We start from the raw sequence: 23,501 nt of genomic DNA, 5'->3' as shown, positions 1-23,501 counted from the left end.
GAGGTACACCAACCAAGCGCTGGAATTCAGAATCTGAAAAACGATTTAATTTCTGATATTTCATGAAATCTATATTGAGGCAGTTTTTACTTTCGCAAGAGGTCTAATGATTTTTTTGCCCTCTGAAAATGAATGGAAAGCTCTACAAGGAATTGAATATTTATATTGCTCTGTAGTGGCTGATATTTTAGATGATAGAGACAATGCTAAGATTTTTTATAAAGATGGAATGGATTTTTTAGATTTTCATGCTAAAGAATTTGTAAGTGATAAATCTTCAATCAAACGTTCGATGATTTTAGAGAGAGTTGATCATATAGCATCGAAGTATTATTTTTTTGATCAAAAAGAGACTTTTAAAGGAGCACTTTTTGCGACTTTATTTAATAATATTGAAGATACATATGTATCAGTTGGACCTACTAGACACTTAGTAGCTTTAAAATTTAGGTCTTCGTATGAAAGACATTGTAAAAAATAAACCCGCTTTAAAGCGGGTTTATTTTTATCTCATATGAGAGATTACATATTTGGATAGTTCGGACCACCGCCACCTTCCGGTGTCACCCAGGTGATGTTCTGGGAAGGGTCCTTAATGTCACAGGTCTTGCAGTGCACACAGTTGGCTGCATTGATCTGGAAGCGTTTCGAACCGTCATTATTTTCCATGATTTCATAAACACCTGCCGGGCAGTAACGCTGTGCAGGCTCATCCCATTTCGGCAGGTTCACTTCCACCGGAATTGAAGCATCGGTGAGTTTCAGATGCGCTGGCTGGTTTTCTTCATGCACGGTATTCGATACAAACACTGAAGACAGACGGTCAAAGGTCAGCTTGCCATCCGGTTTTGGATAGTTTGGCTTGAAGCTTTCAGCTGCCTGGGTTTTTAGTGCAGCATGGTCTTGAACCAGATCGTGCAGGGTAAATGGCACTTTAAACACGTTCTGGTCGATAAAGTTAAAGGCACCCCCGATCCATTGACCGAACTTGTGCATTGCCGGGCCAAAGTTACGCGAGTTATACAGCTCTTCTTTCAGCCAGCTGTTGTTAAACTTGTCGGTATAAGCAGTCAGTTCTTTGACAAAGAAATCTTCGCCTTCCACTACACGCGCCACCGCCAGATCACCGCCTTTTTCTACACCAGCAGCAATCGCTTCAAACACCGCTTCACCGCAGAGCATGCCGGATTTCATCGCAGTATGTGAACCCTTGATCTTGGCAAAGTTCAGGAAGCCGGCATCATCACCAATCAAAGAACCACCCGGGAAGGTGAATTTTGGTAATGAGTTAAAACCACCTTTGGTCACAGCACGCGCACCATAAGAAATACGCTTACCACCTTCCAGATACTGCTTGATCAATGGATGGGTTTTCCAGCGCTGCATTTCCATGAAGGGATACATATGCGGGTTGGTGTAAGACAGATCTACGATCATGCCCAGAGTCACCTGGTTATTCTCAGCATGGTATAACCACCAGCCACCTGAAGAACCAGTTTCATTTAGTGGCCAGCCGGCACCGTGCATCACCAGACCCGGTTTATGCTTGGCAGGATCGATTTCCCAAAGCTCTTTAATGCCGATACCGTAGTGTTGCGGATCAGCGTCCTTGTCCAGGTTGAACTTCTGGATCAGACGTTTACCGAGGTGACCACGACAGCCTTCAGCAAAGATGGTGTATTTGGCATGCAGTTCATAACCCGGGGTAAAGTTATGCGTTGGTTCGCCATCTTTACCAATACCCATATCACCGGTTTGGATGCCTTTGACTGTACCATCGGCATGATACAGAATTTCAGACGCGGCAAAGCCCGGAAAGATCGACACTTCCAGTTCTTCCGCTTTCTGGCCTAACCAGCGCACCACATTGCCCAGTGAAATGACATAGTTGCCATCGTTATGCATGGTTTTAGGCACCATCCAGTGCGGTGCTTCCTGTGATTTTTCATCTGAAAGCAGGAAGAAGGTTTTATCTTCAGTCACCGGGACATTCAGCGGGGCACCCTGTTCTTTCCAGTCCGGGAACAGCTCGTTCATGGCACGTGGTTCAAGCACAGCACCAGACAGAATATGTGCACCGACTTCGGAGCCTTTTTCTACGACACAAACGGACAAATCGTTTAAGTTGTTTTCAATTGCAAGTTGACGGATTTTGATCGCAGCAGAAAGACCCGCAGGGCCTGCGCCTACGATGACGACGTCAAACTCCATCGATTCACGTTCGATGTGTTCCATGTAGGACTCCTCATATTACTATTCGGTGGCAACCATAATCATATGATTGGGTGCTGCCATAAGTGTTCTTGGTTCCTAGACACAAAAATGCTAGTGTCTTTGATAATCTGGGCTAGTATAGTTTTAAAGCCGGTTTTAGCCAATTGGCTGAAACATATTATTTTTCCGTCATTAAGGTCTTCTTTTATGGATAAGCCAGTACCCAGCACAAATCCGACGAAAAAAGTAACTTATCCCGATGATAAAAATTTAATGGATATCGCACAATACTTAAAAGATGCACAGGGCAGTCACAAAAGGTCAATACCCCCTTTGGAGCAATGGCAGCCAAAGCATTGTGGCACAATGGATCTCAAGGTTTTAGCCAACGGCGAATGGTGGCACGAAGGTCAATTGATCAAGCGTCAGCCGATGATTGACCTGTTTGCAACGGTGCTCTGGAAAGAAAACGATAAATTCTATCTAAAAACACCAGTAGAAATGATTGAAATCGAAGTTGAAGATGAACCTTTATTTGTCAATCAGGTCGATCAGGTTGAGATCAATGGAGTGACTTATCTGCAACTGGGCACAACCACGCAAGACCTGATTATTGTCGATGCTGAACATCCAATCTTTATGCGTGAATACAAAGGTGAGTTGCGGCCTTATGTGCATGTGCGTTTTGGGATTAATGCCCTGATTCAGCGTGCGGCATTTTTACATCTGGTCGAGATGGGAGAGCTTGATGAAAATCCGGCAGGCGAAACCGTTTTAAGTTTGAAAAGTGGTGATTTAGACTTGCATTTGAGCACCTGAGGTTTAAGCTTGATCGCTAGAAATTTCAAACAAGCTACCTGCAACGTTATGAGCGCTATTCAACCAATTTCCCAGTTATTAGACCCGATGCCCAATGCCACGGCAGATGCGCCTATTGGCATTTTTGACTCAGGCGTAGGCGGCTTGTCAGTCGCCCTGGAAATTGCCCGCCATTTGCCTAATGAACGCTTTGTCTATTATGCGGATACTGCGCATGTGCCTTATGGTCCGAGAGATGATCAGGAAATTCGTGCCTTGACGGCTCAGGCGATTGAATGGCTTTATCGTCAAGGTTGTAAAGTTGCGGTGGTGGCTTGTAATACCGCTTCCGCTTTTAGTCTGGATTATTTGCGTGACTATTATGGTGAAAACTTTCCGATTATCGGTTTAGTACCCGCACTTAAACCGGCCGTCCTGAATACCCAGTCGAAAACTGTGGCGGTATTGGCCACGCCTGCAACCTTCCGCGGCCAGCTGATTAAAGATGTCATTTCCCGTTTTGCCGAACCGGCTCAAGTCAAAGTCCTGCCTGTGACCAGTCTGGATCTGGTGCCTTTTGTTGAGGCTGGAGAGCAGATGAGTGCAGCCTGTTTGCAGACATTAAAAGAGATTTTACAACCAGTTGTAGATCAGGGCGCTGATTATTTAGTATTAGGATGTACACATTACCCCTTCCTAAAATCGTCAATTCAGTATATTTTTGGTCAAAAGCTGACATTAATTGACTCAGGATTCGCGGTTGCAAGACAAACGGCCCAAATTTTAATTAAAAATGGGTTATTATTTGAGCATGAGTCTAAAGAAAGCGTGAAAATTGAATTGGTGGTGAGTGGGCAGAATGCTGAACAGCTCCGACCGATTTTGCAGCACCTGATTCCGGCCGATTTAAAATGGCAGGTCAGTAATATGAGTGCAGTTTAAAACTCATTTTTATAATTTAAGAAGAAAGATATTTTGATTGTGGGGTGGCCATATTGGGTAAAGAAGCATGTGATGATGCATTTTTTACCCAAATGTACAGGAGAAGAGGATAGCCCATGCTGGATAAACGGTACCAAGTGTTCATCTCAACCTCTGGGGCAGAAATGCAACCGGAGCGTATCATTCTGTCTCAAACACTGGTAGGAATGGGGTTTTTCTCGTGGGGACTGGAACAGCGTACACCGCTGAATACTGCATTTGCACGCCGCCAGATTGATGACTGTGATTATGTCGTGATTCTGCTGGGAAGCCAGTATGGAGAGCAGTCGGTATCGGGTGTTGGCTATATGCATCTCGAATATATTTATGCAGTGACCAAGCAAAAACCGATTATTGTGTTTATGCATGATGATCCGGCATCACGTGAAAGTGCATTGCATGATGCCAAACCGGAATTACAGGAAAAATTTAAGGAATTCCGTCAACTGTTACAGCAGGAAGTCGATCAGGTCTTTACTTACCGTAGTCTGCGCGATCTGGAAATGGCGGTACGTTTTAACATGCCACAAATGCTGGAGCGCTATCCGGTGACCGGCTGGGTGCGTCCGCAAAATACCCAGGCGCTGCATGACGAGATTGACCAGCTGAAAGCTAAAGTCGCGCAATTGGAACGTGATGGCGGAACTGCAGAAGTTGATCCATTCCTGAGCTTGCCCAAAGTGGCGATGCATGAAGTTTTTTCTTTTGAATACCGGATGCATGCTTATCAGGATGGTAATTTTAAAGAAATCAAAGTTCAGAAAAAACTCACTTGGGCACAATTATTGGCATTGCTGGGTTCAACCTTTGTCAATCCCACACCTGAAGAGTTTTTCTCAAAGCGCATGAATGAATATCTGAATGAAACCGGTTTGCAGGATGCACGGGTGCAGATGCCGCGTGCGCATGCAGTTGCGCGTGCCCAGATGAATATTCGTGCCTTGCATAGTTTAAAAATTCAAATGCGCCAGAATGACTGGATTGTGCCATCCGGTCGTGATGACCGACAGCGCATGCTGTGGCAGATCACGCCAAAAGCGCAAAAGTTGCTGGACAGCAGCTTGCTGGATTTAGATCGCACTTTTCAATATAAGTCAGCGTATTAATCCATAGAGAGAATAAATAAAAAGCTGTTAAAGTACAGGGGTTGATATCCTGACGGACGAACTGAATGTATTCTCCTGCTAAAGCGAAAGTGACGATTATATTGGCAAACTTGGGCACACCAGATGAGCCTACGATTCCAGCGGTACGCCGTTTCCTCAAGCAGTTTTTATCTGACCAGCGTGTGATTGAAATTCCCAAACCGATCTGGCAAATCATTCTGCGCTTATTCATTTTGCCCTTCCGTCCAAAGCGGGTAGCACAGGCCTATGCGCAAGTATGGGGACAGGATTCGCCGATGCGTGAAATTCTGTTTGAGCAGGTCGCAGCAGTCAAGACGCATCTCACCCAGCTGTATCCGCAGTTTGAGCTGAATGTGGTACCCGCCATGACCTATGGCAATCCCAACATTCAGGATGTCTTGGCACAAGTCTCCGCGCAGCCACAGGAACACGTAATTCTATTTCCCCTGTTTCCCCAATATTCAGCCACGTCGACTGCACCTTTATACGATGCAGTGGCGAAATGGGTGGTTAAACAGCGCAATTTACCCGGTTTGACAGTGATCCGGGATTATTATCAACATCCTTTATTTATCCAGTCGTTGGCTCAAAGTGTACGTGATTATCAGGCAAGTCATGGTCAACCAGAGAAATTGTTGATGTCTTTCCACGGTATTCCACAGCCCTATGCTGATAAAGGTGATCCTTATGCCGACCGTTGCCGCATCACGGGCAAATTGGTGGCGGAAGCACTAGGTTTAAATGAAGATCAATATGCCATTAGCTTCCAGTCACGTTTTGGCAAGCAGGAATGGATCAAGCCCTATACAGATGTTTTGCTTGAAGATTGGGCGAAGCAGGGGGTGAAATCAATTCAAGTAATGAGTCCGGCATTTTCCGCGGACTGTCTGGAAACGCTTGAAGAGCTGGCAATCGAAAATGCCGAGACTTTTAAAGCACTCGGCGGTGAAAGCTATAGTTATATTCCGGCATTAAATAGCCGTGAAGATCATTTGCAATTGCTCAACAGTCTGCTACAAGCTAATCTGGATGCATTGACACAGATACTTACCCATTAACTTGCCCGAGGTTTTTCACCCCATGTTACAAGTCAAAATTGTTCCAGTTACTGCATTTCAGCAAAACTGTTCCATCGTTTGGGATGCGGACACCAAAGAAGCCATTTTGATTGATGCAGGGGGCGAACCTGAGAAACTGAAAACTGAAGTTGAAGCGCTGGGTTTAACAGTTAAAGCCTTGTGGTTGACCCATGGTCATCTGGACCATGCGGGTGCTGTGGGCGCGTTAAAAAAGGCTTGGGATGTGCCGGTAATCGGACCGCATAAGGAAGATGCATTCTGGCTTGACATGATTCAGGAAGTTTCTGCACGTTATGGTTTTCCGATTCCGGAAAAAGTCGAAGTGACCCAGTGGCTGGAAGGTGGTGAAGTTCTCACACTCGGCAATGAAGAATTTGAAGTGCGTTTTGCCCCAGGACATACGCCGGGTCACGTGATGTTCTATAACAAAAATTATGACTTGTTATGGACAGGTGATGTCTTGTTCAAAGGCTCAATTGGCCGCACCGATTTCCCGCGTGGCAATCATCAGCAGCTCATAGATTCAATTCAGCGTGAATGTTTCAGCCTGCCAGATGAAACTCGATTTATTTCAGGACATGGATCGATCAGCACCATTGGTTTTGAAAAGCAGCATAATCCTTTTGTTGCAGGTAAAGCGGGTTAAAAGCGTAAATAAAAGACCAACATAGTTTGGTCTTTTATTTTTATTCTGAAAAGGGATTATTGCGAAGTTGTCGCGTTTGCATGTGTATGAGCCAAGCGGCAAAAGCAAAAAGCACACCCAATACAATAAATAAACTATCTTGTTGGAAAATGCCGACTCCCAAAGAAAGAAGTGCGAGTAGACCGACCCCAATTAATATGACTCTTAAAATAATATAACCCATATTATTGCTCTAAAAATAATGTGAAAATTTAGAGTAGAACAATAATACTAAGGCTTTATGAAAGATGTTAATTCGTGTTGCTTTATCTAGGGTCTGTTGACATTTCAAGTATAGAATTTACCCGATAAAGGTAGCCAAATAAATATACAAGCTAATGCAACTGCCCCTTCATAGCTACACTTTAGCTTATCATATCGTGTTGCTATTCCTCTGAACTGCTTTAACCTACAAAATGCATTCTCAACTAAGTGTCTGATTTTATATAAATACCAATCCATATGATTATTATTTGACTGAGTATTTGATTTTCTTGGAATATTCGCTTTAGTTTTTTTCGCAGATATTTGTTCTCTTAATGATTCAGAGTCATATCCTTTGTCTGCACAACATACTTCCGTTTCACTCAAATCAAGTTTTTCAATCATTTTGGGAGCAATCTTGACATCATGTATCGTTCCATCGGAGATAATAATTTCGATTGGATTGCCATCTGCATCAACAGCTAAGTGTATTTTAGAACTATTTCCACCAATGCTTTTAGAGATATCCTGATCTTTTATTCCAGCAGAATGTTGGTGTGCCCGAACATGACTACCATCAATAAAAACCCATTCCATATCTGCATTTGAAGAAATTAATTTAAATATTTTCATTAACTTATGATTTTTACACCAACGACTATATTTTTTAAAGATTGAATTATACGAACCAAATTCTTTAGGCAAATCACGCCATGGGCAGCCTGTTCTTATTCTATAAAGTATTGCTTCGACAAAATTTCTCAAATTAGATTTGAAATAGATATCAAAATTTCGGAAAATAGAAAGTAACTTAGACCAGTGTTGGTCATTCAGCATTGTACGGGGCATAGCGAGAAGTAAATTTGGTTTGGCGATTAAATTTTACTTTCTCGCTATTTTTTTGAACAGAAAATGTCAACACACCCTAAGTAATTTTATAAAATTCATATGATTTATTTACTTAATTTCGACAAGATTCTGCTTTCAGACAGAATTTTCGACAGGGAAGACATTTTATTCTTCGCTGTTGTCGGCTTGTGGTGCATCCTGAGTAGGCAAACTATATTCCTCATTGGCCCAAGCGCCTAGATCAATCATTTTGCAACGTTCTGAGCAAAAAGGACGGAATTCATTATCTTCCCATGTGGTCAGCTTGCCACAGCGCGGACAGTTTAAAGTGGTAGGCATGGGACGACTCCAAAGAAAAATAAAGGTTCGATTAGGCAAATATAGCCGCACTTGTTAGACTTATGCGGTTTTTATTAGTTTGATCTGATTATGCCGATTCGTCAATTTCAAGCACAGCGTATGCATGCGCCCCGTGATTTTCAAAGCATCAGTCCTGAACCGGTCTGCGTCGAAGTGGGAGCGGGTAAAGGTAAACATGCCTTGTTATTCAGCAAGAACAATCCCGATACTCAACTGATTGCAATTGAACGTACCCGTGAAAAATTTCTGGCGATGCAAAAACAGCATGCTGTTGAGGGTCAAACTAATTTACAAACCGTTCATGCCGATGCTTTACCGTGGATCGTACATGCACTGTATCCGCAGCAGGTAGAACAATTCTTTATTTTATATCCAAATCCTGAACCGCATAATCCGGCACAGCGCTGGGTCAATATGCCATTTTTTGAGTTTCTGCTTTCACGCCTGAAAACCGGGGGAACGATTACTTTGGCCAGTAATATTCCTGCCTATATCGAAGAAGCAGAAATACAGGTGCGAGAGCTCTGGAAGCTGCCTTTTGTCAAAGAAGTGATTGCTGCAGATTCGGCGCGCACCCATTTTGAAATTAAATATCTGGAACGCGGCGAATTATGCCAGCAACTAATCATCAGCAAGCCTGAAAGTTATGTGACACGTTTTGATGATTTCCAGCCTTTGCAAGGGCAGAATGCCACCGTCTCGGACTAAGCAGATGAGCAAACGCATTGCTATTGTGGGCGCAGGCCCCGCAGGCTTAATGGCAGCAGAAGTGCTCAGTCAGTTTGATTATGAGCTGCATGTCTATGAGCAAAAACCGTCTGCTGCGCGAAAATTCCTGATGGCAGGCAAGACCGGCCTGAATATTTCCCATGCCGAGCCTGTGCCAGAGTTTGTACAACGTTATGATCAGGTGGAGTGGTTGTCCCCTTGGATCAAACAGTGGGATGCGGTCTGGATTCAAGACTGGATGAAACAGCTCGGTATTGAACCTTATATCGGTTCATCTGGCCGGGTATTTCCCACAGAGATGAAAGCCGCGCCCTTGCTGCGTGCCTGGCTCAAGCGTTTGGCCAGTCATGGTATCCAGTTTCATTACCGACATAAAGTCAGCCAGTTGCAGCAGCAACAGCTTGAGCTGCATGATCTGAAAAATAATGAACATCGCACTGAACATTTTGATGTCATTATTCTGGCTTGTGGGGCAGTGTCCTGGTCAGAGTTGGGTAGTGATGGGGCATGGCAAGCCTGGCTGAAAACGGATGAAATTGAGCCATTTCAGGCCAGTAATGCCGGAGTGGAATATCCCTGGTCTCGGTTTATGCAGCCAGTCTTTGGTCAACCGTTAAAGCGTGTCGAGGCATGGGTTGGGCAAGGTGAAAAGACCATCGGCGATATCGTGATCAGTCATTATGGTCTGGAAAGTGGTCTGATCTATAAGCAGGGTCGTGGCTTACGCGAGCAACTAAAACAGGGGAAGCCTATGCAGCTGCATCTGGACCTATTCCCAAATCAAAGCATCGAACAGCTTGCGCAAAAATTACAGCCAAGTAAGAAGCAGTCTTTAACTAATGTCTGGCGTAAAGCCGGATTGGACGGTGCTAAGGCGGCTTTAGTACGGGAATTGCTAGACAAAGCAGTATGGCAAGATGCTACTGCATTAGCCAAAAAAATTAAACATTTGACCCTTCCACTCAGCGGCTTCCGCCCGATTGAAGAGGCGATTAGCTGTGCGGGTGGCGTCAAGCGTGAAGTGTTGTCAGAACAGCTACAATTGAAATCTAACCCACATGTATTTCTTTGCGGAGAAATGCTGGACTGGGATGCACCGACCGGCGGTTATCTACTGACAGCCTGTTTTGCCACAGGGCGTGCAGCGGGTGAAGGTGTGCATCAGTTTCTGACAGCAGATTAAGTCATTTTATAGCTAGGATGATCTAGTATTTATACTGAATGCAGACTCAACAGATCCGGCCTTGTTCATTGACGCTGTTTTAAAGCTGCCAGTTCAGCTTAGATTATTTTTGTATTTTATCTAAGCTGTGTGCCAATCTAGCATCCTAGACTATTCCTTCACTTGCCGGGAAGCGGGTTCTTTCTTGGCGAGATCCGGATATTGCGAACGCCAGCGTTCCAGTTGTTCTTGGGCGTGTAGATATTTCCCTAGACCTTTGACATTCTCACTGGCTTCATTCACGGGTGTAGCTTGAGTCTTGGGAGTATTGAGTAATTTGTCCTGATGTTCCCAGTATTGATACATTAAGCCCTGAATATAACGGCCCTGTTCGGTTTTCAGTTCTAAAGCCTTCAACATATTCAATGCTGACTGGACATGATCACGCTGACGTTGCTGGACAAATTCTTCTGTCATATTTTCATCATCGCGCATGCTGTTTAATTCTTTTTCCAAGTCGCTGCTCATTTCCTGAAAGCGCTGTTCATAATCCGTCAATCCAGCAATATCATGCGGATCATCAGCAGTTTTAGGGAAGTCTTTCAGTGGCTCGGTTTTCAGTTCCTGCATGACTTGATCTGAAGCCGTATTATCTGTTGTCGCTTCAGTCGGAGTTTCGGTCGTTTTCTGGTCACATGCCATCAGCAGCATGGCCGCAGCGAACAACAGCGTTCGTGTCATTCCTGGTATTTTATGCATGATCGCCTCCTGTTTTTAATTACTTTTCTTGAACACATAGATATGGGTGACATAAGGAAAATCGATCATTTCCTCTGCGCTTTTGGCTGTATATTGCTGGATGATCTGTTCAAATTGTTGTTTTAACTGTGCCTGCTGCTGTTCAGGCATGGCTGCAATAAAACTAGTCGAGAGCAGCCGCTTGGATACCACCTGCTCGACACTGCCATGCTGTTGCTGGGTCATTGTGGTTTCTGCATAGGGCTGAAATAGCGTTTGCGGTGCAAAGACCTCGCGCCAGGTGCCGCTATGATAGCGCGGCGTATCGCCTTCCAAGGGGGCAATACAATCGGCCAAGGCCTGAACCCAGTCGATCCGAGTATCGCGCTGATTCCAAATTAACACCAGATAACCCTGCGGTTTGAGTACCCGATCTAATTCTTGTAAGGTAGCAGAATCGGCAAACCAGTGAAATGACTGTGCACAAAATACCGCATTCAGGCTATGATCAGGCAGGGGAAGTTGATGGCTAACGCCTTCAAGAGTATGAATGTCCGGATGCGCCTGTTGTAATTGAGCCAGCATTTCCGGGACAGGATCAATCGCGATAATGTGCTTACTGAGCGGGCGTAAATAGGGGATAAACTTGCCGGTGCCGCTGCCCAAATCCAAAAGATGCGCATCTGCAGGCAAAGCCAGCGTTTCACTCAGCCACTGGCTGATTTCTGCCGGATAATCGGGACGCACTTGCTGATAGAGCTCAGCCGACGCACTAAAACCCCGTTTTGCTGCAGGATGTAATGATTGTGTCATATTTTGCGCTTTTTAATCTTTTTGATCGATATAAAATAGCATATTCACTTTTTTGACAGCGTTCATTGACTGAATTGTTGTGGAAGGGTTCGATTTACCAGCATGGGAAAGTTATGGACAAGCAGATTGTTTTTGAAGATGAACATATACGCGCGATTTTTATGCCGGGATCTTCTTCAGAACTGATTTTTTCATTTGGCGATTTGATTACCCGTGCCAAGGGCCTCAACATCAATGCAGAAAAGTCACTGGCGAAATTCGAGTTTAATGTGCTTGGTATTATGCCCAAGCATAAATCCTGGTTTCCGCAAGGTTCCATGTGGAACATGTTGCAAGCCATCGCAGATCTGATTGCGCCGTTTCAGCAGCGTATTGCGTATGGCGGTTCGATGGGTGGCTATGCCGCGATCAAATATTCCCGTGCCTTGGGCGTGCAACGGGTGGTGGCGATGGTGCCGCAATATTCGATTGATCCGGAAGATGTACATGATGCCCGCTATAACATGTTCTATCAGCCAGAGCTGAATGCCAATATGCGGGTTGCGGCCGAAGATATCGACAACGCCTGTGAATATATTATTGTGTATGATCCCTACTGTGCCGAAGATCGTGCCCATTATCTGAAATTAGAGACACTAATCCCACATCATCATGTGCTGCATTTGCCTTTTACCGGCCATGATGCGATCGCAGTTTTGGCCAGTTCCGAATTGCTCTATGACTTTTTGGTACATGACTATGAGCCGAGTTATTTCTACCAGAAAATGCGTCGGGTCAAGAAAAACAGCAAGTTCTATTATCGTAAGGTGATTGAAAATGTCTTGCCACGACACCGCATGGCTTTGGGGCACATTCTGAAAAATAACGATCTGCAACTGGATAACCAGTTTTTTGATGCCAGCCAGAAACAGGTGATTTTGCGGGAACTGTTACGCAATAAACAGGTTGATCAGCATGACCTGCTCAAACTGGGCATTCATGTGAATTTGCCGCAGGAAAATCGTCAGTTGCTGTTGGACCAGTATGGGCATGGTCTGGTATTTAATGTCATCAGCCATAAAATCGAAAGTTATGCAGAAGGCGCAATTGCCCTGAACCATAAATTCCTGATTCCGATTTATGCCAAAGGTAATGGTTTATTGAGCATTAACCTGAATGATGAACGTTATCTGGTGGTGATGAACGACCGGCATATCATGAAACTGATCAAGGAACAGGATGAGCTCAGTCTGGGTATGCACCCGATTTTAATGAAGCGTTATAGCGATTTTTATATGTTTAGCTATAAGCAGCTGAATCTGAGTACCAATGAGTATGGTGCTGCTGCTTTTATCAACGATAGTGACAAAAATACGCAGTTTGTGACGCACAGCGAGATAGATTAAATAAAATTTTTATGAAAAACAATTACTTGACTTGTGATGAGCTTGGCATAATATAGAGATAAGCGGTATAAATAATAAACCAATTATATCGTTCCCGATGGTTGAAACGAAGAAGGGGATCTCTATGATGCAAGCGACTCGGATGATGCAAGTATGTTTTATCTTCGGTTTGATTCTACCTAATCTGGCACATGCAGAAACTGCGCATCCTGCAGTGATCATGGTCAGTGCGTCCATCATCTTTATGATTATTCTGTCCGTGTATGTGGTGTATCGTATCCGCAAGTCACTACGTAATCATATGGATAAACCGCTGGATTAATTGCATCAGGCTGGAAACGGGTTGAAAAGACTCAATGACTTGTTTTAAATGACAGACATAAATTGTCAAACAGGATTGAGGGAACAGCCATGAAAGCCGTTTATTTAGACTATGCTTCTTTAGACCAGCAGGATTTAGACTTTCAGGCACTGCATGCCGCATTTGATCCACTGGTTTTGTATCCGGCGACCTCGGCTGCCGAGATTGCATCCCGTGTAGCTGATGTCGATGTTATCATTACGAATAAGGTGATGATCGATGCAGCTACGATTCAGCAATGCCCTCAACTCAAACTCATTTTAATCTCTGCAACCGGCACCAATAATGTCGACCTTGAGGCGGCCAAAGCGCAAGGGATCGTCGTGTGTAACTGTCAGGCTTATGGCACTTCGGCAGTCGCGCAGCATACCATCATGTTGATGCTGAATCTGGCAACTTCATTCCTGTCTTACCAACGTGCGTTACAACAAGGCGAATGGCAAAAAGCCAGTCAGTTCTGTTTGCTGGATGCGCCAATTGTCGAGCTGGCCGGAAAAACATTGGGCATTGTGGGTTATGGCGAACTGGGCCATGCGGTGGCGAAACTGGCCGAAGCCTTTGGCATGAAAGTGCTTATTGCCGCGCTGCCAAATCGTCCGGCGGATGCATCTCGTGCGCCATTTGCCGAGCTACTTCCTCAAGTCGATTTTTTAACTTTGCATTGTCCACTCACTGAAGATACCCACCATTTAATCAGTCATACTGAGCTGGATGCAATGAAAAGCAGCGCATTTTTAATTAACTGTGCGCGTGGCGGAATTGTCGATGAAGCGGCATTGGCTGAGGCTCTGCGTGCAGGCAAGATTGCCGGTGCAGCGACAGATGTTCTAACGGTAGAACCACCGAAACAGGGCAATGTGCTGCTCGACTCTACGATTCCCAACCTGATTGTGACACCGCATAATGCTTGGGGCAGTGTCGATGCAAGACAACGGATTGTGGATCAAATGGTCGAAAATGTAGCAGCATTTAAACAGGGTCAGCCGATTCGACAGGTCAATTCATAGATCGCGTCGATACAAGGTAATAGTTTTATTTTCTAAAAATTAAAAAAGCCCATCACGGGCTTTTTTTATAAATCGGTTACCGCATAACTGGTAGCTGATCCTGACTGGGGTTGAGTCTGTGGTGTATTTGGGTTTTGCGTCGCACTCGACTGGCTTAAAGGCTGCTGCACGATAGGTGCCTGTTGTGAATTTCCACGCCAGACTTCTTTGGTCTGCTGGATTTTCTGACCGGTTTGTTGGGCTGCCTGAGTTGCACCCTGATCTACTTTTTGCAGTGTATCTGAGGTTGCAGACTTGGTATTACTCCAGGCTCGGTCTACCCCTGGCTTGATTTTGGCAATGCCTTTTTCCGTTGCTTCACCGACTTTCTCGGCGGTATTAATCACGCCTTCCTGTGCTTTATAAGCAAAGACATGCAGCAGGTTCGGATTTTCACCATAGGGTTTAACCGGTTTAGCAGACTGAGTCGTGGTTTGTGCGAATGCTGGAACAGAAAGCATTAAAGCTGTCGTTAAAATAATTGGGGTTTTGATATTCATTATGGATCGACCTCGAATTCGTCTAAGTGCGGTCTGAGTTTGTTTTTCAGTGTAACGGATAATGGGTCAAAAACAATGAATATCCTGTGAAGAGTGCAGGGCTTTCAGGTGGATCTGTGCCGGAATATTGTAATTTTAAAGAAAGGCAGTAGATATCAGGCGAACTGTTGGATTGATTTTTAGCAAAATAAAAGCCCTGTTCTTAGACTAGACACAGGGCGATTTTTTAGTCACATTGTGTCAACGCATCTTTGGCGAAATGTTCGCGTAAGCTGACAAAGTTCTTTTGTACGCCTGCATCGTGCAGGTCAAATTTTTGTGCAGTGCTAGTACCGTCGCGCTGGAAAGTGGCTGAGCCGGCATCCATCAGGGTCATACCTTTAAATGACCATTGTTCAATGACACGGTTATTGCCGATATCGCCGGTAAATTCAATCACGCATTTGTCCAGGAATTTGGTCAGTTTTGCCTTGTTATTGGTCGTGGCTGGAACAACTTCAAGGTTTTGGACTTCCTGTAAGACGCCAACCTGAAGCTGTGGGATTTTGGGTGCAGATGTACAAGCTGTAACTGCGATACTCGCAAGACCCGTCAAAATAAGAGCTTTAAATTTCATATGATTCTTTCTTGTTGAGTGTTGTTAGGTTGAGTATAGGAAATATAAAATGAAATGCCTATAGCAACCTGTATAAGAATAGGATTCACTTGAAAGTAAAGAATTAATAAAAAGATTTGTAGGAAATTAAGGGGTAGATTAAGATAGAGATGCTCTTTAGCTTTAGGACTTAACAGTCTAGTCGGGTGTTTAGCCAGACTCTAATTTATTGACCACATTTGGAGAACAAAAGTTTAAATTGTTCGCTCATTTGCTATGCGCTCATTCGCAAACAATTGAAACTTTTGCTCTGAAGTAAAGAGTACTTAGCTCAGGGACTAATCTCCCTGAGCTTCTTAATTAGGGTAAGTTATGTCACGAATGGATATTGCGGGTCACTTAACCACACATTACTCAAAAACTCCTCAAGAGCTGTTTGTTTACCTGGTTGATGCTCCCAAAAAGTACAAGGTTTATGAAATACCAAAAAGAACTTCAGGTACAAGAACTATAGCCCAACCGACTCCAGAATTAAAAAAATATCAAAGTTTTGTGGTGTCTATTCTTAAAGAATATTTGCCAATTCATAACTGTTGTATGGCATACACTGATGGAAGAAATATAAAACAAAATGCGCAAATCCATTCCAGAAATTCTTTTTTCTTGAAAATGGATTTGATGGACTTTTTTAACTCAATTATACCTAAGTTACTTTGGGAGGCATTTGAGCGTGAAGGAGTTCAACTTGATTGGCTAGATAAAGAGTTTTTAGAAAAAATTTTGTTTTGGAAGAGGAGTAAATATTCAAAAAAACTTATTTTGAGTATTGGTGCTCCAAGTTCACCTTTCATATCGAATTTTTTAATGTATTCATTTGATAAGGTTTTAGATGAGTATTGTGAGAATAACGGAATTACTTATACACGTTATGCAGATGACCTGACTTTTTCTACGAAAGAAAAGGATGTTTTATTTCTCATACCAGATATTGTTCGTGAGACATTAGTCAAATTTTATGGTCAAAAAATAAAAATTAATCATTTTAAAACAGCCTTTTCATCTAAAAAGTATAATCGTCATGTAACAGGAATTACTATTACGAACAGTGATGAGATTTCTATAGGGAGAGCTAAAAAGCGTTATATTAAGCATTTAGTTCACAAGTTTGTTGAAGAGAGAATATCTCTTGATGATTTAAACTACTTAAGAGGTTATCTTGGGTTTATAAAATATGTTGAACCTAAATTTTTAATATCCCTCGAGAAAAAATATACTCAGAACGTAATTGAAAAAATTCGAATTGGAAATTGATATGAGTACACGTCATTTATTAAGTAATGCACAGAATGGAAATTTGGAAGCTGCAGTTCAAGTTTTTTTAAATTATCGAGATGGTGCTCAAAACTTTGAAAAAAGTGAAGAGCAGGCACAGATAGCTTTTGAAAACGTTATTAAAATTCTTGAAAAGAACTTTTATATAAATGAAATACATATATCAAATTTTAAAAAAATACATGAGTTGAAGTTAGATTTACATAAAAATCTGACGGTTTTTATAGGTAAGAATGGTACGGGGAAAACAAGCTTATTAAGAGCAATACAGAAAAATTTATCATGGTTCTCTGCCTTTATCTTAAAAGAAAATACCAATGGTGAGCGAATTGTAGATTCAGAAATCAATAACTTAGCTAAGGATAAAGGTGATTCAGCTTGTTTAAAATGCAGTTTTAAGATTGGTGCAGAAAATAGGATTGATGGACAATTAATACGTGAACCTAAAGGAACTACGACTGATCTAAAAACGGAGGTAACAGAATATCGTAAATTTGGAAAAAATATTCGTGAACTACTAGCTTTTCAGAATATGAATTTACCATTGTTAGTGTTCTACGATATAGAGCGTTTTAAACGTAATGATTTTAAAAAATTGTCTAATCAAGAAAATTTATTTTTTCAGTTAGATGGTTATGAAAAATCATCTAACTCAAGAGTCAGTTTTGAAATTTTTATTGAATGGCTAATCAAAATATTAAAAATATCAAATAAAAACTTCGATTTAGTAGAGCGAGATAGGATTTCTTCGCAAATAGATATTCTATTGAACGCTGGTGCAAACAAGGAAGATAGTCCCTTAAATGGATTGTATAAAGATCTTTTATCTTCGTTGAATTCATTTCCTAATGATGCAGTTAAATCCAAATCAAAAAAAATCGTTGAGGATTTAGAAGATTTATTTAGAAGCATTTATCCAGAATTGTTAAACATCGAGCTTATTAATGATGATGATGGTGAAGACAAGATTGCTATCAATTTAGGTAATGAAATCATTTATTTTCATCAATTCTCTGATGGTCAAAGAGTATTATTTGGTTTAATTGGGGATATTGCGAGACGATTAATCTTACTTAATCCTAATATGGATTCACCTTTTGATGGTACAGGAATCATTTTAATTGATGAAATAGAGTTGCATTTGCATCCTAAATGGCAACAAAAGATTATTTTGCTTTTACAAAAAAAATTTAAGAACATTCAATTTGTCATTACAACACATAGCCCACATGTTTTATCAACAGTAGATAAGAGTTCTATTTATATTATTAGTACAAACCAAAAAATTGAACACCCAATTTTCCAAACTAAAGGTGTTACGAGCTCTGATATCCTTGAGCGTATTATGGAAACTTATTCTGAACCAGAAATTTATGAAACTAAAAAAATAAAAGAATATTTAAGTTTAATTAAAAATAATAGTTACAAAACTGAAAATGGTGAGGAAATTTATTCTGAGTTAATCAACCACTTTGGTGTGGATCATCCAATTATTGATGATATTAAAACTCAAATAAAAATTAGTGAGCTAAGAAGTAAGTTTAGAAAAGGTGATTAAGTTGAAAAAATTAGAAAGATCTCCTGAACCAAATTGCTTTAGACGCTTAAGAAAAAGTAGTCCAAATATTTGGTGTATTACTCCTGAAGATAAAGCTGATATTTGGAGTAAGTTAAATGTAATGCAGAATGATTTTTGCGCATATTGTGAAAGTAAATTTGTAGACTTGGCTTGTCATATTGAACATTTAATTCCACAGCATATTTTAAAGGATATCCGAAATAGAAGCATCTATGAATGGGATAATATTTACGGATCTTGTGATAACGTAGAACATTGTGGTAGATATAAAGATCATAAAATCACTGATTATGATTTCAATAATCTAATTAGAGCTGATACTGAAAATGCATCGGATTATCTTGATTTTTTACCAGATGGTCATGTCATTCCTAAAGATAATCTTGAAGATGCATCCTTGATTAAGGCTATTGAAACAATAAGAGTACTTAACCTAGATTGTCCTCGCTTAGTAAATTTACGTTACCAAAAAATCGGTGCATCTCAAATGCTATTTTTGGAATTAGAGGAATTGAGAGAGTGTATTGATTTTCAAAATCAGGATGAGATAGATTTATTTAATCAAGAATTTATTCAATTTGAGCAGAATATTACTGATAATGAATATTCTGTTTCTGTTAGGCAGAATACAATTGGATAAAACCCGCTCTAAAGCGGGTTTTTTTATTGGTCACAACTTAGTGCTGTAACACCGAAATATCAGCAACTTTCGTAAACAAGTCACGAAGCCGAGCAAGCATACGTAGACGGTTTGCTTTTAGGTCAGCATCATCTGCCATCACCATTACGCCGTCAAAGAATGCATCTACTGGCGCACGAAGTGCAGCAAGTGCAGACAATGCAGCAGTGTAGTCTTTTGCCGCAAATAATGGCTCAACTACAGGCGTAATTTTAGCAAGTTCAGCGAACAATGCTTTTTCAGCATCTTCAACCAAGTTTGCTTCAACTACAGAACCTTCAGGTGCAGCTTCTTTTGCAAGAATGTTGGCAACACGCTTGTTTGCAGCAGCAAGAGCCGCAGCTTCAGGCAATGCACGGAAGTGATTTACCGCATTTACACGCTTGTCAAAATCAAGCGGTGATTTTGGCGACAACGCTTGAACCGCTTGAATCACATCAACAGCAACGCCTTGGTCTTCGTATTTCGCACGGTAACGACCTTCTAAGAATGCAACAGCATCTGCCAAAGTCTTGTCGTGATCTTTCAATACATCGCCATAAGCAGCAAGTGCAAGTTTGATCAAATCTTCAATTGAAACATCAAGCTCGTTTTCAGTCACAAGACGCAAAATACCAATTGCAGAACGACGTAGTGCAAATGGGTCTTTAGAACCTGTAGGCGCTTGACCAATACCGAAAATACCTGTGAGCGTATCTAAACGATCCGCAAGAGCAATGGTTGTACCAGTTTTGGTTTTCGGTAAAACGTCACCTGCGAATTTAGGTAAGTATTGCTCACCTAAAGACTCAGCCACTTCCGCATTTTCACCTTCAAGACGTGCGTAGTAAGTCCCTGCAATCCCTTGAAGTTCAGGGAATTCACCCACAAGCTCAGAGGTTAAATCGCATTTTGCAAGAAGTGCCGCTTTTTCAGCATCTTCCGCTTTTGCACCTGTAATAGGCGCAAGCGCAACAGCCAATTTTGCAATACGTTCAGACTTGTTCCAAAGCGTACCAAGCTCTGCTTGGAACACCATGTTCGCAAGTTTTTCTTTACGAGACGCAAGCGGTTGCTTTTGATCTTGCAAGAAGAAGAATTCAGCATCAGACAAACGTGGGCGAACCACTTTTTCGTTACCTTCAATAATTTGTGTCGGGTCTTTCGACTCAATGTTTGACACAGTAATGAAGTACGGTTGAAGTTTATTGTCGCTATTCACCAAACAGAAGTATTTTTGGTTGTCCTGCATCGTCGTAATTAATGCTTCTTGAGGAACAGCAAGGAAGCGTTCTTCAAAGCTTGCACGTAGCGCAACAGGCCATTCAACCAATGCAGTCACTTCGTCACGAAGATCACTTGGTACAATTGCGATGGCATTCACTTCATCCGCCAATGCTTTCACTTGTTGGTCGATGATCGCTTGACGCTCTTCAAAAGAAGCCACAACATGCGCTGCTTTTAACTTCGCAAGGTATTCGTCAGCATGCGCTAAAGTGATCGCTTCAGGCGCGTGGAAACGGTGACCATACGTCACGTTACCCGCTTTATGATCTTGAATGGTTGCATCAATCACATCGTTATCTTTTAACAACACCACCCATTTTACGGGACGTACGAATTCAGTACGGCTTGCCGCAGAACGCATACGTTTTGCAATTGGAAGATTGTCCAAAGCATTTTGTAAAATTTGTGGTAGTAAAACGTCAAGGCTTTGACCTTTCACGTCTTTCAAGAAGCATACTTTTTCAACTTTACCCGCTTGGAAAGTCGAAACTTGGTCAACTGTGATGCCTTGACCACGCATAAAGCCTTCAAGGGCTTTAGTCGGGTTGCCTTCAGCATCAAATGCAGCTTGCTTCGCAGGGCCATCAAAACGTTTTTGTGTATCTGCTTGCGCAGCATCAACGTTGACGATTTTAAGTGCAAGACGACGTGGTGCTGCATAGGCTGCGATTGAATCGAAAGCAAGACCAGCATCTTTTAAGCCTTTTACGGTTTCTGCATGTAAGGCATCACGTAATTTTTTCAGGCTTTTTGGTGGAAGTTCTTCACAACCCAATTCGAACAAAACGGTATGTTTAGACATTATTTGCTCTCCTTGTTTGCTTCTTTCGCTTCTGCTTCAACTTGCGCTTTTAATTGTGCCAACACTTCATCACGTAATGCAGGTTCAGCCATTGGGAAACCAAGTTCCGCACGTGCAGCCACATAACTTTGTGCAATTGAACGTGCCAAGGTACGTACACGTAAAATATAACGTTGACGTTCAGTCACAGAAATCGCGCCACGCGCATCCAATAAGTTGAAGCTGTGTGATGCTTTCACGACTTGCTCATATGCAGGAAGTGGAAGTTTCGCTTCAATTAAGCGCGTTGCCTCAGCTTCGTAAAAATCGAACAATTCAAACATTTTTTCAACGTTGGCATATTCGAAGTTATAGGTCGATTGTTCCACTTCATTTTGATGGAATACATCACCATACGTTACCGTACCGAACTGACCTTTGGTCCAAACCAGATCGTAAACCGAATCTACACCTTGCAGATACATCGCAAGACGTTCAAGACCGTAAGTGATTTCACCAGTCACTGGGTAGCATTCAACACCACCGACTTGCTGGAAGTAGGTGAACTGAGTCACTTCCATACCGTTTAACCAAACTTCCCAACCTAAGCCCCAAGCACCCAGTGTTGGAGATTCCCAGTTGTCTTCTACGAAACGAATGTCGTGTACCAGTGGGTCAATACCAATCGCTTTTAATGAATCAAGATAAAGCTGCTGGATGTTGTCCGGGTTTGGCTTAAGCACCACCTGGAATTGGTAATAATGTTGCAAACGGTTCGGGTTTTCACCATAACGGCCATCTTTCGGACGGCGTGACGGTTGAACGTAAGCGGCATTCCAGGTTTCAGGACCCAGCGCACGAAGGAAAGTCGCAGTGTGGAATGTCCCTGCACCCATTTCCATATCATAAGGTTGCAAAATGACGCAGCCTTGCTCCGCCCAGTAAGTTTGTAAGGCAAGAATTAAGCCTTGGAAGGTATCAATATGCGATATGGCGCGACTCATGGTCATCCACTTAAAATTAGAGAAAAATTGTGCTCAATTATAAGGACTTTGCAGGGGAGTGGCAAAGGGTTAATGTGGGGATACTTTTCTGAAAAAAATAAAACAGGCTTAAAGGATACGCGGTATTTAGAGTCTTACTGCATTTTTAGCTTGGCTGGTCGATACAGGCTGATCTGAAAATCAGGAATAAATCTGATATATGGCATGCTGTTAACTGGAGAGTCATAAAGTTCAACGGATCTCATACGATTGCGATCCTCAAATTAGTTTAATATTCACGCAATATAATAATGCTTAAAAATAAGGAACTTCATGACCACTTACCAAATTCAATGCCATTTAAAATACAAGGTCGTGCAACCGACAGAATTTATTTTTATGCTTCAGGCGGCACATCATTCCGATCAGAAGATTCTTGAAGAACAACTCAGCTTTAATCTGCCCGTAGCATGGCATGAATTTCAGGATGCCCAGCATCAAAATCGACATGTTCGGCTACAGGTCGAACCCTGTGAAACTTTTGAGCTGAATTATACGGCGACAGTAGTCCGTCATCCGAGCCTCTCTCTGGAACTTCAGCAGGGTCTAAAAGAAGTGGCCATTCCTGAGCTGCCCGATGAAGTATTGCCTTATTTGCTGGCCAGCCGTTACTGCAATTCGGATTTATTGCTGGAAATGGCGAAACGCTCATTTGGCTGGATGACACCGGGCTATACGCGGGTCAAAGCCATTGAACAGTGGATTTATAACAATATTTTTTATGTATCTGGCAGTTCCGACCAATTTACCACTGCCACAGATGTACTGGTGCATCGTGCAGGCGTATGTCGTGACTTTGCCCATTTGGGCATTGCGCTGTGCCGTGCTTTGGGAATTCCGGCACGCATGGTGGTCGGTTATGTGGAAATTGAAAAGTTTTTACCCGATTTTCATGCTATTTTTGAAGCGTATTTAGACGGTGGCTGGGTGCAGTTTGATCCGACCCGTTTGGCTCCGGTCGAAAATCTCATTCGGATCGGTACTGGAGTCGATGCCGGAGATGTGGCATTTTCAACCTATTATGGTGAGGTCGAACTGTTAAAAATCCAGCCACTGATTCAACCTGAAATGAGCCATTAAGCTGTTTTAAAAAAATTTGAACAACGATTTAAGCAGAAGGTTAGAAAGGATTTTTCCATACAAATGACTACCGGTAATAAAGTGATCATTCTATAAAAAGCCGAATGAATGTTTT

General features: G+C 42.3%; 25 protein-coding genes. 15 read left to right on the top strand and 10 right to left on the bottom strand.

The window, feature by feature from the left end:
* Positions 1–106: 106 nt before the first annotated feature.
* The gene (locus tag WFH18_RS09080) at positions 107–481 is read left to right on the top strand and encodes a hypothetical protein (RefSeq protein WP_228722903.1); all 375 of its coding nucleotides are present in this window, start codon (positions 107–109) and stop codon (positions 479–481) included.
* A gap of 41 nt (positions 482–522) precedes the next feature.
* Here the strand turns inward: WFH18_RS09080 and WFH18_RS09075 are convergent, their stop codons facing one another.
* Entirely contained in the window at positions 523–2,235 is a 1,713-nt protein-coding gene (locus WFH18_RS09075; RefSeq protein ID WP_004278561.1) for an electron transfer flavoprotein-ubiquinone oxidoreductase, read from the bottom strand.
* Between the two features lie 186 nt (positions 2,236–2,421).
* Here WFH18_RS09075 and WFH18_RS09070 point away from each other — a divergent pair, with 186 nt between their 5' ends.
* The 5 genes from WFH18_RS09070 to WFH18_RS09050 all read left to right on the top strand — a co-directional run bounded on the left by WFH18_RS09070 (position 2,422) and on the right by WFH18_RS09050 (position 6,845).
* Complete coding sequence (locus tag WFH18_RS09070; protein ID WP_004278560.1) at positions 2,422–3,033, top strand: DUF1285 domain-containing protein; 612 nt, start codon at positions 2,422–2,424, stop codon at positions 3,031–3,033.
* Between the two features lie 48 nt (positions 3,034–3,081).
* Positions 3,082–3,954: a glutamate racemase gene (gene murI, locus WFH18_RS09065; RefSeq protein WP_004278559.1), complete on the top strand. Its 873-nt coding sequence runs from the start codon at positions 3,082–3,084 to the stop codon at positions 3,952–3,954.
* Positions 3,955–4,070: 116 nt separating this feature from the next.
* Positions 4,071–5,099: a DUF4062 domain-containing protein gene (locus WFH18_RS09060; protein ID WP_004278558.1), complete on the top strand. Its 1,029-nt coding sequence runs from the start codon at positions 4,071–4,073 to the stop codon at positions 5,097–5,099.
* Between the two features lie 65 nt (positions 5,100–5,164).
* A complete protein-coding gene (gene hemH, locus WFH18_RS09055; protein WP_148334816.1) occupies positions 5,165–6,178 on the top strand; it encodes a ferrochelatase in 1,014 nt (337 codons plus the stop codon).
* A gap of 22 nt (positions 6,179–6,200) precedes the next feature.
* The gene (locus WFH18_RS09050; protein ID WP_148334817.1) at positions 6,201–6,845 is read left to right on the top strand and encodes an MBL fold metallo-hydrolase; all 645 of its coding nucleotides are present in this window, start codon (positions 6,201–6,203) and stop codon (positions 6,843–6,845) included.
* A 40-nt stretch (positions 6,846–6,885) separates the two neighbouring features.
* On the opposite strand, the gene WFH18_RS09045 is transcribed toward WFH18_RS09050, so the two are convergent.
* The 3 genes from WFH18_RS09045 to WFH18_RS09035 all read right to left on the bottom strand — a co-directional run bounded on the left by WFH18_RS09045 (position 6,886) and on the right by WFH18_RS09035 (position 8,276).
* Entirely contained in the window at positions 6,886–7,068 is a 183-nt protein-coding gene (locus WFH18_RS09045) for a hypothetical protein (protein WP_004278555.1), read from the bottom strand.
* Positions 7,069–7,172: 104 nt separating this feature from the next.
* The gene (locus WFH18_RS09040; RefSeq protein ID WP_336754748.1) at positions 7,173–7,937 is read right to left on the bottom strand and encodes an IS5 family transposase; all 765 of its coding nucleotides are present in this window, start codon (positions 7,935–7,937) and stop codon (positions 7,173–7,175) included.
* Between the two features lie 165 nt (positions 7,938–8,102).
* Positions 8,103–8,276 carry a DNA gyrase inhibitor YacG gene (locus WFH18_RS09035; RefSeq protein WP_004278554.1) on the bottom strand — a complete coding sequence of 58 codons (174 nt, stop codon included), beginning with the start codon at positions 8,274–8,276 and terminating at the stop codon, positions 8,103–8,105.
* An 84-nt stretch (positions 8,277–8,360) separates the two neighbouring features.
* On the opposite strand from WFH18_RS09035, the gene WFH18_RS09030 reads away from it, so the two are divergent.
* Together WFH18_RS09030 and WFH18_RS09025 are read left to right on the top strand one after the other, a co-directional pair.
* Positions 8,361–9,005 (top strand): SAM-dependent methyltransferase, encoded by a 645-nt coding sequence (locus WFH18_RS09030; RefSeq protein ID WP_171488349.1) that lies wholly within the window; start codon positions 8,361–8,363, stop codon positions 9,003–9,005.
* A 4-nt stretch (positions 9,006–9,009) separates the two neighbouring features.
* Positions 9,010–10,209: a TIGR03862 family flavoprotein gene (locus WFH18_RS09025; protein ID WP_148334722.1), complete on the top strand. Its 1,200-nt coding sequence runs from the start codon at positions 9,010–9,012 to the stop codon at positions 10,207–10,209.
* A 150-nt stretch (positions 10,210–10,359) separates the two neighbouring features.
* Here the strand turns inward: WFH18_RS09025 and WFH18_RS09020 are convergent, their stop codons facing one another.
* Positions 10,360–10,947, bottom strand: coding sequence for a hypothetical protein (locus WFH18_RS09020; protein ID WP_148334723.1), 588 nt, complete (start codon positions 10,945–10,947; stop codon positions 10,360–10,362).
* A 15-nt stretch (positions 10,948–10,962) separates the two neighbouring features.
* Positions 10,963–11,739 (bottom strand): class I SAM-dependent methyltransferase, encoded by a 777-nt coding sequence (locus WFH18_RS09015; RefSeq protein WP_148334724.1) that lies wholly within the window; start codon positions 11,737–11,739, stop codon positions 10,963–10,965.
* A 113-nt stretch (positions 11,740–11,852) separates the two neighbouring features.
* Here WFH18_RS09015 and WFH18_RS09010 point away from each other — a divergent pair, with 113 nt between their 5' ends.
* From WFH18_RS09010 to WFH18_RS09000, 3 genes are all read left to right on the top strand, one after another.
* On the top strand, positions 11,853–13,124 hold the full coding sequence (locus WFH18_RS09010) for a hypothetical protein (RefSeq protein ID WP_148334725.1): 1,272 nt from the start codon (positions 11,853–11,855) through the stop codon (positions 13,122–13,124).
* Between the two features lie 124 nt (positions 13,125–13,248).
* Complete coding sequence (locus tag WFH18_RS09005; protein ID WP_148334726.1) at positions 13,249–13,446, top strand: hypothetical protein; 198 nt, start codon at positions 13,249–13,251, stop codon at positions 13,444–13,446.
* An 89-nt stretch (positions 13,447–13,535) separates the two neighbouring features.
* The gene (locus WFH18_RS09000) at positions 13,536–14,492 is read left to right on the top strand and encodes a 2-hydroxyacid dehydrogenase (protein WP_085064965.1); all 957 of its coding nucleotides are present in this window, start codon (positions 13,536–13,538) and stop codon (positions 14,490–14,492) included.
* A gap of 65 nt (positions 14,493–14,557) precedes the next feature.
* Here the strand turns inward: WFH18_RS09000 and WFH18_RS08995 are convergent, their stop codons facing one another.
* Positions 14,558–15,031, bottom strand: a complete 474-nt coding sequence (locus tag WFH18_RS08995; RefSeq protein WP_004729377.1) for a hypothetical protein — start codon at positions 15,029–15,031, stop codon at positions 14,558–14,560.
* A gap of 226 nt (positions 15,032–15,257) precedes the next feature.
* Positions 15,258–15,647 (bottom strand): hypothetical protein, encoded by a 390-nt coding sequence (locus WFH18_RS08990; RefSeq protein ID WP_064102203.1) that lies wholly within the window; start codon positions 15,645–15,647, stop codon positions 15,258–15,260.
* A gap of 351 nt (positions 15,648–15,998) precedes the next feature.
* On the opposite strand from WFH18_RS08990, the gene WFH18_RS08985 reads away from it, so the two are divergent.
* The 3 genes from WFH18_RS08985 to WFH18_RS08975 are packed head-to-tail and all read left to right on the top strand — an operon-like array spanning position 15,999 to position 19,177.
* Positions 15,999–16,937 (top strand): retron St85 family RNA-directed DNA polymerase, encoded by a 939-nt coding sequence (locus tag WFH18_RS08985; protein ID WP_148334727.1) that lies wholly within the window; start codon positions 15,999–16,001, stop codon positions 16,935–16,937.
* Between the two features lies 1 nt (position 16,938).
* Positions 16,939–18,516: an AAA family ATPase gene (locus tag WFH18_RS08980; protein WP_148334728.1), complete on the top strand. Its 1,578-nt coding sequence runs from the start codon at positions 16,939–16,941 to the stop codon at positions 18,514–18,516.
* Position 18,517: 1 nt separating this feature from the next.
* A complete protein-coding gene (locus tag WFH18_RS08975; RefSeq protein ID WP_148334729.1) occupies positions 18,518–19,177 on the top strand; it encodes a retron system putative HNH endonuclease in 660 nt (219 codons plus the stop codon).
* Between the two features lie 37 nt (positions 19,178–19,214).
* Here WFH18_RS08975 and glyS read toward each other — a convergent pair whose 3' ends face one another.
* Both glyS and glyQ read right to left on the bottom strand, forming a co-directional pair.
* The gene (gene glyS / locus WFH18_RS08970) at positions 19,215–21,284 is read right to left on the bottom strand and encodes a glycine--tRNA ligase subunit beta (protein WP_336754747.1); all 2,070 of its coding nucleotides are present in this window, start codon (positions 21,282–21,284) and stop codon (positions 19,215–19,217) included.
* Complete coding sequence (gene glyQ / locus WFH18_RS08965; RefSeq protein ID WP_005102966.1) at positions 21,284–22,267, bottom strand: glycine--tRNA ligase subunit alpha; 984 nt, start codon at positions 22,265–22,267, stop codon at positions 21,284–21,286. Before glyQ ends, glyS begins: the two co-directional genes overlap by 1 nt.
* A 312-nt stretch (positions 22,268–22,579) precedes the next feature.
* Here glyQ and WFH18_RS08960 point away from each other — a divergent pair, with 312 nt between their 5' ends.
* On the top strand, positions 22,580–23,386 hold the full coding sequence (locus WFH18_RS08960) for a transglutaminase-like domain-containing protein (RefSeq protein ID WP_004278541.1): 807 nt from the start codon (positions 22,580–22,582) through the stop codon (positions 23,384–23,386).
* Positions 23,387–23,501: the final 115 nt, after the last annotated feature.

Source organism: Acinetobacter sp. USHLN143, assembly GCF_037145695.1.
Lineage (GTDB): Bacteria > Pseudomonadota > Gammaproteobacteria > Pseudomonadales > Moraxellaceae > Acinetobacter > Acinetobacter fasciculus.
Note: the sequence above shows the minus strand (reverse complement) of the source record. Positions and strands in the feature narration are given on the sequence as shown.